This window comes from Paenibacillus sp. FSL R7-277, assembly GCF_000517965.1.
In the GTDB taxonomy this organism is placed as follows: domain Bacteria; phylum Bacillota; class Bacilli; order Paenibacillales; family Paenibacillaceae; genus Paenibacillus_AQ; species Paenibacillus_AQ silagei.
Window position 1 is genome coordinate 696,043 of the sequence record NZ_ASPX01000080.1, and the last position, 10,860, is coordinate 706,902.

The 10,860-nt window shown below is 56.1% G+C and carries 8 protein-coding genes; 3 read left to right on the forward strand and 5 right to left on the reverse strand.

Annotation, left to right across the window (positions count from 1 at the left end; all coding sequences use genetic code 11):
* Positions 1–15: 15 nt before the first annotated feature.
* The 4 genes from yjfF to C173_RS25245 form a co-directional block, all read right to left on the reverse strand.
* Positions 16–984, reverse strand: a complete 969-nt coding sequence (gene yjfF / locus C173_RS25230) for a galactofuranose ABC transporter, permease protein YjfF (RefSeq protein WP_036729927.1) — start codon at positions 982–984, stop codon at positions 16–18.
* Complete coding sequence (locus C173_RS25235; protein ID WP_036730241.1) at positions 974–2,002, reverse strand: ABC transporter permease; 1,029 nt, start codon at positions 2,000–2,002, stop codon at positions 974–976. The genes yjfF and C173_RS25235 overlap by 11 nt, the downstream gene beginning before the upstream one ends.
* Positions 2,003–2,021: 19 nt before the next feature.
* Positions 2,022–3,533, reverse strand: a complete 1,512-nt coding sequence (locus tag C173_RS25240) for a sugar ABC transporter ATP-binding protein (RefSeq protein ID WP_036729930.1) — start codon at positions 3,531–3,533, stop codon at positions 2,022–2,024.
* A gap of 85 nt (positions 3,534–3,618) precedes the next feature.
* Positions 3,619–4,659, reverse strand: a complete 1,041-nt coding sequence (locus C173_RS25245) for an ABC transporter substrate-binding protein (RefSeq protein WP_036729933.1) — start codon at positions 4,657–4,659, stop codon at positions 3,619–3,621.
* Between the two features lie 269 nt (positions 4,660–4,928).
* On the opposite strand from C173_RS25245, the gene C173_RS25250 reads away from it, so the two are divergent.
* Genes C173_RS25250 through C173_RS25260 form a run of 3 tightly spaced genes read left to right on the forward strand, consistent with a single transcriptional unit; the run spans position 4,929 to position 9,291 of the window.
* Complete coding sequence (locus C173_RS25250) at positions 4,929–6,731, forward strand: cache domain-containing sensor histidine kinase (RefSeq protein ID WP_036729936.1); 1,803 nt, start codon at positions 4,929–4,931, stop codon at positions 6,729–6,731.
* A gap of 2 nt (positions 6,732–6,733) precedes the next feature.
* A complete protein-coding gene (locus C173_RS25255; protein ID WP_051478367.1) occupies positions 6,734–8,332 on the forward strand; it encodes a response regulator transcription factor in 1,599 nt (532 codons plus the stop codon).
* Complete coding sequence (locus C173_RS25260) at positions 8,329–9,291, forward strand: sugar ABC transporter substrate-binding protein (RefSeq protein ID WP_235192013.1); 963 nt, start codon at positions 8,329–8,331, stop codon at positions 9,289–9,291. The genes C173_RS25255 and C173_RS25260 overlap by 4 nt, the downstream gene beginning before the upstream one ends.
* A gap of 3 nt (positions 9,292–9,294) precedes the next feature.
* On the opposite strand, the gene C173_RS25265 is transcribed toward C173_RS25260, so the two are convergent.
* Complete coding sequence (locus C173_RS25265) at positions 9,295–10,650, reverse strand: hypothetical protein (RefSeq protein WP_155991633.1); 1,356 nt, start codon at positions 10,648–10,650, stop codon at positions 9,295–9,297.
* Between the last annotated feature and the right edge of the window lie 210 nt (positions 10,651–10,860).

Here is a 10,860-nt window from a genome sequence, read left to right on the forward strand (position 1 = left end):
CTCCATGCGCAGTGCTTATTCTTTTAAAGTCAGCCGCCTGGAGCTTAGCACCCTCTGCAGCAGGATGAAGATGAACAGCAGCAGGCCGATGACGATCTTCGTCCACCAGGAGCTGAGTGTGCCCTCGAAGCTGATAATCGTCTGAATTACGCCTTGAATCAGTACACCGAAGAAGGTGCCCAGCACATATCCTACACCTCCGGTCAGCAGTGTGCCGCCAATAACGACCGCCGCGATAGTGTCCAGCTCGAAGCCGACGGCATGAAGCCCGTACCCCGACAGCATGTAAAAGGTGAACACCACGCCTGCCAGCGCCGAGCATAGCCCGCTAAGCGTATAGACCAGCACCTTGGTTCTCGCCACAGGCAGCCCCATCAGCAGTGCCGATTGCTCACTGCCCCCAAGGGCATACACATTGCGCCCGAACCGGGTATAGTGGGCCGTGAAGATAGCGGCTGCTACGACAAGTATAGCGATAACCGCGCTGATGGAGAGGAAGCTGCCGCCCGGCAGCGGAATTCGCGTCTGCGCCATGGCGGTATAGAAGGTATTATCAATAGTAATGGTATCGATGCTGATCACATAGCATAAGCCCCGGGCCAGGAACATTCCGGCCAGTGTGACGATGAACGGCTGGATGGAGAAATAATGAATAATCGCTCCCATGACCGTGCCGAATACGGCCCCCATCAGGAGTACCAGCGGGATGACCACGGCGGGCGGCCAGCCCTGCTGCTGCACGAGGCTTGCCGAGACCATCGTGGATAACGCAATCACCGAGCCGACCGACAGATCGATGCCGCCGGACAGAATAACGAACGACATGCCCACCGCCGTGATTAGCAGAAAAGCGTTGTCCACCAGCAGATTCATCAGCACCTGAAGGGAGAAGAACCCGGTGTACCGGAAGGAACCGGCGGTGAACATGACGATGAACAGCAGAATGGTGACAACGATCGGAATATACTTGCGGTTAAGAGACATGACGGCTCATCTCCTTCTCAGCGGGGTAATGCCGCGACTTCCAGCGGGCGGCAATCGCGGCGCGGAAGGTATCCGACTGGATCAGACAGACGGCCAGGACGACACAGGCCTTAACAACCAGCGTAATCTCCGGCGGCACACCGATCATATAGATGGTGGTGGTCAGCGTCTGGATGATCAGCGCTCCGATCACGGTGCCGGTCAGATAGAAGCGGCCGCCGTTCAGCGACGTCCCGCCGATGACCACGGCGAGAATAGCGTCCAGCTCATACCAGAGACCGGCATTATTGCCGTCAGCGCTGGAGACATTCGAGCTAAGCAGCAGACCGGCGATACCGGCGCATAAGCCGCAGAACACATAGACAGACAAGATGACTAAGTGGGCACGGATGCCGGACATCTTACTGGCGGCCGGATTGCAGCCCACCGATTCGATGAACAGGCCGAGGGCCGTCCGCCGGGTAAGCAGCAGAGCGATCACCAGAACCAGAGCTACGACAAAAATAGAGAAAGGCAGCGCCGCCAGTGAACCGGACCCGATGTACGCATACTTAGTGCTGGTTACCGTAATAATCTGTCCGCCGGTAATGAGCTGGGCGATGCCTCTTCCCGCAACCATCAGAATCAGCGTGGCAATAATCGGCTGAATCCCGGCCCCGGAGACCAGCAGTCCGTTCCAGGCCCCCAGCATCAGGGACAAGCCTGCGGCGAGCAGCACCGAGGTCAGGATCAGCCCCAGACTGTTCTGATCCGCTCCCCTGCTGATACTCAAGCATGCGATAGCGCCCGAGATGGCTACTATGGAACCGACCGACAGGTCGATCCCCTTGGTAGCGACTACCAGCGTCATTCCGATAGCTACGAGGATCAGCGGGGCACCGAAGTTCAGTATGTCGATCAAGCTGCCGTATAAATGCCCGTCATGGACGGTGATCGAGAAGAAATCCGGCGAATAACACAGGTTGAACAGCAGCAGTGCAGCCAGAACGCACAGCGGCCAGAATAAGTGATGCTTCATTATTGAGCTCATGATCGGTTCAGCCTCCCGCAATCGCCTGCATAATCTGCTGCTGGCTCATGTCCTTCTCTGAAATTTCCTTCACCTTGCGGCGGTCGCGCAGAATGGCGATCCGGTCGCTGACCCGCAGCACCTCCTCCAGCTCCGAGGAGATGAACAGGAACGACATCCCCTGCCGGGAGAGCGTCAGCACCAGCTTCTGAATCTCTGCCTTGGCTCCGATATCGATGCCCCGCGTCGGCTCATCGAGGATGAACAGCTCCGGCTCCGTCAGCAGCCAGCGGGCCAGCAGCACCTTCTGCTGATTGCCGCCGCTGAGGTTCTTGATCAGCTGGTCCGGACTGGGAGGGTTGATATTCAGCATACGGATGTATTCTCCGGCCAGCTCCTCCTGCCGCTTGCGCGGGATCGTCTTGAACATCCCGTCCTTGGCCTGGAGAGCCAGAATAATGTTCTCTCTTACTGTCAGATCGCCGATGATCCCCTCGGTCTTGCGGTTCTCCGAGCAGAAGGCGATCCGCCGTCCTATGGCTTCCCGGGGGGAGTGCACCCCGCCGCCAGTTGACGGCAAGATCACTTGCCCGAAGTCCGGCTTGTCGGCACCGAACAACAGGCGGGCCGCCTCCGTCCGCCCGGAACCCAGCAGCCCGGCTAGTCCGACGACCTCTCCCTTGCGGATCGCCAGGTCGAACGGCTCGATTCCGCCCCGGCGGCCCAGCCCTTCCGCCCTCAGCAGCTCATCGCCCAGGCTGTTCTTGTCCTGTGCCGCAAGCTCAGGCAGCTCATCCAGCAGATGAAGCTCCTTGCCGATCATTTTGAGTACGAGATCCAGGCGGCTTAGCTCGTTCGCCATGTATTCACCGACCAGCTCGCCGCCGCGCAGAATGGTGACCCGGTCGGAGATTTCATACATCTGGTCCAGAAAATGCGTCACAAACAGGATCGACAGCCCCTCCTGCTGAAGCTTCCTCATAATGCGGAACAGCTGATCCACTTCGTTCTGATCCAGGCTTGAGGTCGGCTCATCGAGAATCAGCACCTTCGCCGAGATATTCAGCGCTCTGGCAATGGCAACCAATTGCTGAACCGCTACAGAGTAGCTCTGTAGAGGCAGGGTGACGTCAATGTGCAGATTCATCCGTTCCCGGAGCAGCTCTGCTGCCCGCAGGTTCATCTGCTTCCACTGGATGCAGCCGAACCGCCGCGGCTCCCGGCCGATGAAGATATTCTCGGCCACGGTCAGGTTGGGGCACAGATTCACCTCCTGATACACGGTGCTGATGCCCGCAGCCTGCGATTCCTGCGGGCTGCGCATGGAGATCGCTGTGCCCTCCATCTCTACAAGGCCCTCGTCAATCGAATAGACGCCGGTCAACACCTTGATCAAGGTGGACTTGCCGGCGCCGTTCTCGCCCATCAAGGCATGAACCTCGCCGGGGAACAGGCGCAGACTCACATCTGTCAGAGCTTTCACCCCCGGAAACCGTTTATGGATCCGGGTCATTTGCAGTATGGGCTGCTGTGTGCTCATAGCTATATCCACTCCTTCTTCTCCATAGACAACCGCTCCGGCGGTTCAAGGACCGCCGGAGCAAGTTTTCTACCCGACTTACTGATTAATACTGGCGGCTAGGCAAAGCTTCCTTGGCCTGCTCGGAAGTGAAGGTGGTCTCCTCGGTCACGATCCGGGCCTCTACCGGCTTGCCGTCGACCACATCTTTAACTACCTGCATCAGCTGAGGTCCAAGCAGCGGGTTGCACTCGACGATGAAGTTGATTTTACCTTCACTGGCCGCCTGCATGCCGTCCTTCACGGCATCGACAGAGATAATCTTGATATCCTGGCCCGGCTTCAGACCTGCTGCTTCAATCGCCTGAATCGCCCCCAGCGCCATATCGTCGTTATGGGCATACAGCACATCGATATCCTTATTGGCCTTCAGAAAGGCCTGCATGACTTCCTTGCCCTTGGCGCGGGTGAAGTCGCCGGTCTGTGAAGCAATGACCTTGAGGTGCGGGTTATCCTTGATGGTCTCGGCGAAGCCTGCCATCCGGTCATTAGCCGGAGCTGAGCCTGTAGTTCCCTGCAGCTCTACAATGTTAACGTCCTCGGAAGCGTCCTTATACTGCTCAGTCAGCCACTTCCCTGCCTTACGGCCTTCTTCCACGAAATCGGAGCCCAGGAAGGTAACATACAGTGAGGTATCCTTGGAATCCACCGCACGGTCTGTCAGAACAACCGGGATGCCCGCAGCCTTAGCCTCCTTCAGCACCGTATCCCAGCCGGATTCTACTACCGGAGAGAAGGAGATGACATCGACCTTTTGCTGGATAAAAGAACGCAGTGCCTTAATCTGATTCTCCTGCTTCTGCTGGGCATCCGAGAATTTCAGCGTGTAGCCTGCTTCCTTGGCTGAATCCTGAATGGACTTCGTATTCGCGCTGCGCCAGCCGCTCTCCGCCCCAACCTGTGAGAAGCCGAGCGTGATGTCCTTGGCCTCTTTGGTGGCATTGGCCGCCGGCGCCTTCGTTGCTGCACTGTCTGTCTTACCCGCATCCGCCGCCGTGTTCCCGCCGTTATTGCTGCTGCATGCCCCTAACAGGGTCATGGACAGGGTCAGGGCCAGCACAGCCCCCACTTTTCCAAGCTTCTTCATATCTCCTTATTCCTCCCCCTTGACGTTCACCTTGTTCCGGTGTTGTGCCCATTATAGAACGCTTACAGAAGAGCATTATACGGGCAGCCTTTGGCGTTTACTTTCTAATTTTGGGTTTATTCCCTCCGAATAGGTATTTTGGTGTACTTTTTTATTCAAAAGGTGGATATTTTGTTTGCGCTTTCTTTTTTGTTTCGGTATTCCAATATTTGTTATAAAATAGAGTTAGGAACGGCATCTACTCTACTTGTGAAAGGGAATTCCCGATAATGCGGATTACACGCTGGATCTCCTCCAGTCTTAGAGCCAAACTGCTGGCTTTGTTCATAGTGCTGTCCACCATACCGCTGATTGCCGTCGGCCTCATTTCCTACCAGAAATCCTACCAATCCATTTCCAGTCACAGCAAGGCTTCAAGCATGCTTCAGGCCGAAATGCTGGGAACGAATATGGACAACCTGTTCAAGGATACCGAGCGTCTGCTGGAGCTTAGCAATAATCCTCAGGTCATCCACTTTCTGTTCTCACAGTCGGAGACCTATCAGGAGGCCAAGGACATTCTGCAGACCTTCACCCTCTACCGGGACACCTACAAGTATGAGAATGTGCTCAACATCAGCCTGATTAATCTGTACGGCAAAGGCATCAGCGAGCGCCGGGGAATCTTCCAGTCGGCCAGCAACCCGCTGCGCAATCCGCATTTTCAGGCGTTATCCCAGAATCCGGAGCTGATCCTCCGGGTGCCCCCGCCGCTGATAACCGGCTATGACCGGGTGGACGGATTCACCTACGGGGACGAGGGCGTGATCTCGATTATGACGGCGGTCAAGCAGCGGATTACGCATGAGGTCATCGGTTATATCATTGTGGATCTGAGCGATTCCTTCATTAAAGAGTTCTGCGACAAGGTGACGATCGGCACTACCGGATTCTTCTACCTGCTGGACGAGCAGAACAATCCCCTCTATGTTCCTCCTGTGAGGGCGGGAGAACTTGCCGTTATTCAGGACAACCTGATTCCTGCGGGGGAACGGGGCAGAAGCGGCAGCTTCGTGCTTCAGATGGGCGGACCGCCCCGGTTCATCGTCCATACCTCGTCGCTTGCAACAGGCTGGACGATTATCGGCATAGCCCCGCTGCAGGAGATCGTGGCCGAGGCGAACCGGATCAGGCAGCTGATTATTATCAGCGTGGCCTTAAGCATTATTTTTGCGATCACGCTCCATTATCTGTTGACCCGGCGGCTAACCCGGCCCATCCAGCTGCTCCAGCACAAGATGCGCCTGACCGCAAGTGGCTATCTGGAAGCCAAAGTCAAGCCGGACGGTACCGATGAGATCGCCGATCTCGGACAGAGCTTCAACATCATGGTCGAGCAGATCAAAGAGCTGCTGGCCCAGAGCATCCGTAAGCAGCAGCAGCTGCAAAAGGCAGAGCTGCGGACGCTTCAGGCGCAGATTAACCCTCATTTTCTATATAACACGCTGGATTCTATTGTCTGGATGGCGGAAGCGGGGAATCACGATGGCGTGATCCGGCTGGTGAAGGCGTTATCCGCGTTCTTCCGGCTTAGTCTCAACAACGGGCGCGACTGGATACAGATCCGCTCCGAGCTTGCCCATGTGCAGAGCTATCTGATCATCCAGCAGATGCGCTACCACGACATCCTGGAGTTCAAGGTGGAGGTGGCGGAGGAACTGCAGGAGTATCCGATTCTGAATATGACCCTGCAGCCGCTGGTTGAGAATGCCCTGTATCACGGAATTAAGAATAAGCGGGGCATGGGACTCATCCGCATTGGCGGGTACACCGACGGAGGCACCATTATGCTTACGGTCTCGGACAATGGCATCGGCATCCCCGCCGGGCGGCTGGAGGCGCTAAGGGAATCGGTTGAGCATCCCATTCAGTCGGAGGAACCCGAGGACACCGGCCAGGGCGGCTTCGGCCTGCAGAATGTGCATCAGCGGCTGCGGCTGTATTTCGGGCCCGAATATGGTATCCGTCTGGACAGCTCGGAAGGCTATGGCACACAGATTACGGTTCGCATACCCAAGAACAGGGGGGTCTAGTGATGAAGAAGATTATGCTGGTGGATGACGAGATCCTGATCCGCGAGAATATAAGGGAATGTATCGATTGGGAGAAGGAGGGCTTCCTCTATTGCGGTGACGCTCCCGACGGTGAGCTGGCGCTGCCTATTATTGAAGCGCAGCTGCCCGACATTCTGATTACCGATATCAAAATGCCGTTCATGAACGGCCTGGAGCTTACCTCTGTCGTCCGCCAGAAATTCCCGCAGATCAAAATCATCATTCTCAGCGGCCATGATGACTTCCAGTATGCCCAGCAGGCGCTGCGCCTGGGGGTCGAGGATTACTGCCTGAAGCCATTCAGCGCAGCCGACCTGCTGCAGCTTCTGCGCAGCGTCAGCGCACGGATTGATGAGGAATTACGGATCAGGCACAAATATGCCTACACCCCCGAGAATCTGTTCGCCGATCTGTGCGGAGGCCTGATCAGCACCGCTGCCGCCTATGAAGCGGCGGCCCAGCTTGAGCTGCAGTTAACAGCTCCTTACTACGCCGCCGCTATATTTACTCTGCATCCTCCCAATATGGAGGAGTCCCCGGAGCTTCCCCCCGCTTCACCGGATGCTGAGGCGCTGTTAGCAGGCCTGCTCAAGGAGGCGGCCGACAGCTTCATCTACAAGCGCAGCCGCATGGAGATGGTTCTGATCTATAAAGGCAGTGATCCGCTCCGGATGAACCATACTCTGGATGACCTGTGCACGGCTGCGAAGAAGCGGCTGAGGGAAGGCTGCGGGCTGGAGCTGTCCGTCAGCCGGGGCAAGGTCTGCGAACGTCTTCAGGGCATTCACCTCTCTTATCTGGAGGCTGAGAATGACCGGATGTTCAAGCAGATGTCCAGAATGCATTCCGCCGCCATGCTTGAGGCGTATTATGACCCTAGCGCCCATGGGGTTCTGCTCGATAGAAGCCGGCTGGTCCAGTTCCTGAAGTCAGGCGACCACAGGCAGATGTCCGGCTTCCTGCTGGAGCTGTCCAAGGAGCTTGAGCAGATGAACTGGAACTCAGGATATGCCTGTTACCTGATGAACGATATCACCCTGGAGCTGGTGCAGACGGCGAAGAACGGGTTCCGCGCAGCCGCAGGCCACGCCGGCATACTCCAAGAATTGCAGACAGAGCTGAAGCAAATCTCCAGTAGTGATGACGGCCTTCAGTATCTCAAGCAGCTGTACGAGCGGCTGTGGGAATGGCGGTCCGAAGGAGCAGACAAGCACCGTGAGCTGATCGACCGGGTGAAGCAGTATATCCGTGAGCAATACGACAAGGAGCAGCTCTCCCTGAATGATATCTCCAAGGTGGTCAGGGTCAGTCCCAGCCATCTGAGCAAGACCTTCAGTCAGGCGACCGGGCAGACCATCACGGAATTCCTGACGGCTACACGTATGGACCGGGCCAAGGAGCTGCTAAAATCCACGGGGCACAAAACCTTTGAAATCGCCTATCTGGTCGGCTACAACGATCAGCATTATTTCTCCAATCTGTTCAAAAAAGTAACGGGGATGACGCCCATGGAATTCCGCAGGCAGGGAAATACCGGGGAGCAGCTGCATACGATCCGCAGAGGGGCGGGACATGCGTGAGCGTAAACAGGCTTAGGGGATGGTCCGTGGTTCTCCTGCTGCTGACGGCAGGCTTCCTGCTTGGCGGCTGTCTTAAGGCAGCCGGAGCAGCGGATATTCCTGAGAAGACAACGGGAGATTCTCCGTTAAGTGCAGGTGAAGAACCTCCGCTGACCTTCGGCATTATCTACCCTATGGTGAATGCCACTTACGAGATGATCACCGGAAAAGCGGAAGCGGTAGCGCGGAAGCATAATGTAGAGCTGCTGGTGCAAGCTCCCGATGAAGCCAATCTGGAGCAGCAGATCCGCATCATGGAGATGATGATTAAGCGGGGGGTAGACGGCATTGCGATTGCTCCGGTGGATTCGCAGGCGCTCACCGCGATGATTAACAAGGCGGCCGCCCAAGGGATACCCGTGGTCTGCTTCGAATCGGATTCGCCTGCCAGCCGGAGAGCAGCCTATATCGGGGCGGATAACCGGGCAACCGGCACAGTGATGGGACAGACGGTGGAACGTCTGCTAAGCGGCAAAGGAATGATTCTGGTGGAGTCCGGGATGTCCCGGATGCAGAGCACCCGGGAACGACTGCTGGGACTTGAGACTTACCTGACTCAGCATACGGACATTGATGTACTGGAGATCCGTCACAACGACGGCAGTGAGGAGCGGGCTGCCGGGCAGCTGGAGCAGATGATCTCGGATCATCCCCATTTCAGCGCGCTGGTGAATCTGGATTTCGTCTCCAGCACCAGCTCTGTCCTGGTCTGGAAGGCCAAGGGGCTGAAGCGTTATAACCTCGCCCTCGGCCTGACCCCGGCCTTGCAGCAAGCGCTGGATAACGGCCAGATTACCCGTGTGATCTCACAGAACGAGCAGAACTGGGGCGAGGATATTATCAACACACTGCTTCTACAGGCCAAGAGTGTAGACACAGCCAAATGGATCAACACGGATATTGCGATTATTGGGGAGTAGCCATTAATAAGACCCGGCGCTCAGCTTCAGAATCGTGCCGGTGGAAGCCGGAAGGACATCCGCATAACTCCCCAGTCCGAAATAGAAATCGCCACCCTGTTCCTCGAAGGAACGGGCGAACGTGTCCCGGCTGAAGTGGAAGACTTCGCTCCAGCCCTCCCCGCCGGCTGCGAAGCTGGAGGTGCTTTTGCGGTAGACGTAATTCGTATATTGTCCCGAGGCTTCCTTGACATAACCGAGCACATATACTGTCTCCCCGCGCTCCAGAATATCCATAGGCACTACAGCAGAGTCAGGCAACAGCTCCTTGCGCACATTCTGGAAGTTGGCCGCTGCCGAGTACAGCCCTTGCGGGATAGATTGATGGTCGTTATAGATCACACCCGGAATATAGAGCAGCCGGTCGTTCACCGGGGTCGTACGCAGGAGCTTCAGCCAAGGCTGGCCGCTGACACCGGGAACATTCACTTCACCCGCTTTGATAACGAAGCTGAGACCCGGGAACAACTGGGTACTGGTAAAAGTCAGCTTGGACGTCTGAATTCCCCCGCTTGTGCTCTGCTTGATGGAGGTCATATACCCCTTTTCATTTGGAATCCCCTGGGTCTTCCCTGCCGTGGCTGAGGACGCATACAGTGTATCGCCCAGCTCGAACAGATTGTAGGCACGCATAATCCCGTACTGCGAGACGGTACCGAAGCGGGTCCAGGTGCTGCCTCCGTTAGAAGATACGTAAATCAAGGGCCCTTCGTTAGCGCCCAGTGCTGCGTACAGCTTCCCTTTGTAGTAAGCCATATCGTATACATGGATGCCTCCGGGAATGTTCATGTATTGGTCCCAGTGATCCCCGTTCAGCCGATAAAAATTCCCGTAAGCCCACCCTGGTACCCTGGAGTCATGCCCGGGAATATACAGCTCCCCATTCAGCACCTTGAAAGTGTCGATCTGCTCATCCATGACATAGACATTGGTGGTCACCTTGCCTGTCGCCGGGTTCGTATACGTAACATCCTGCACAGAGAATTTATTCTGGGCAAGATCCCAGTAATAGATTGGAACCGGCCCCGCATTGGGCGAAGGCGCATTGTTGCTGCTGTTGCCGTGGCCCAGATAGATTTTGCCGCCAAAAAGCTGCATGTCCCAGACATTACGCGCATAAGCCGCTTTCTTGAACGGGCTGCCCAGCACTGTAATGGAAGAACTGACGTCCACAGCAGCCAGAGCCGCTGCCCCTGTCCCGATCACCTGTCCACTCTGGACAGGCGAAGCCAGTGCCTGCTCCCCTCCCGCATATGATACAGCACCCAGCAGCATAAGCCCCGCACACAATCGGCTTATATGTTTTATTACTCCACGCATAGTAAATCCTCCTAATCTTTGGAATGAAGCAATGATAAACTAATTATTTGTAAAAAAGAAGATGCAGAGGAAATATTAGTACTTCCGGTATAACAGCAAGGTAAACGCGTAGCGGCAGGTCTGGGCGGGAAGACCCAGAGTTGCGGGATGCGGGATGCCCGATGCTATGTATTAGAGAGGATGGATAGTTGAGTAATTCAAGCAGTAAAC

Bases quoted from the DNA above. Each gene is read 5' to 3' on its own strand.
- C173_RS25240 (WP_036729930.1), bottom strand. From the start codon at position 3,533: ATGAGCACACAGCAGCCCATACTGCAAATGACCCGGATCCATAAACGG.
- C173_RS25265 (WP_155991633.1), bottom strand. From the start codon at position 10,650: ATGCGTGGAGTAATAAAACATATAAGCCGATTGTGTGCGGGGCTTATG.
- C173_RS25235 (WP_036730241.1), bottom strand. From the start codon at position 2,002: ATGAAGCATCACTTATTCTGGCCGCTGTGCGTTCTGGCTGCACTGCTG.
- C173_RS25255 (WP_051478367.1), top strand. From the start codon at position 6,734: ATGAAGAAGATTATGCTGGTGGATGACGAGATCCTGATCCGCGAGAAT.
- C173_RS25250 (WP_036729936.1), top strand. From the start codon at position 4,929: ATGCGGATTACACGCTGGATCTCCTCCAGTCTTAGAGCCAAACTGCTG.
- yjfF (WP_036729927.1), bottom strand. From the start codon at position 984: ATGTCTCTTAACCGCAAGTATATTCCGATCGTTGTCACCATTCTGCTG.
- C173_RS25245 (WP_036729933.1), bottom strand. From the start codon at position 4,659: ATGAAGAAGCTTGGAAAAGTGGGGGCTGTGCTGGCCCTGACCCTGTCC.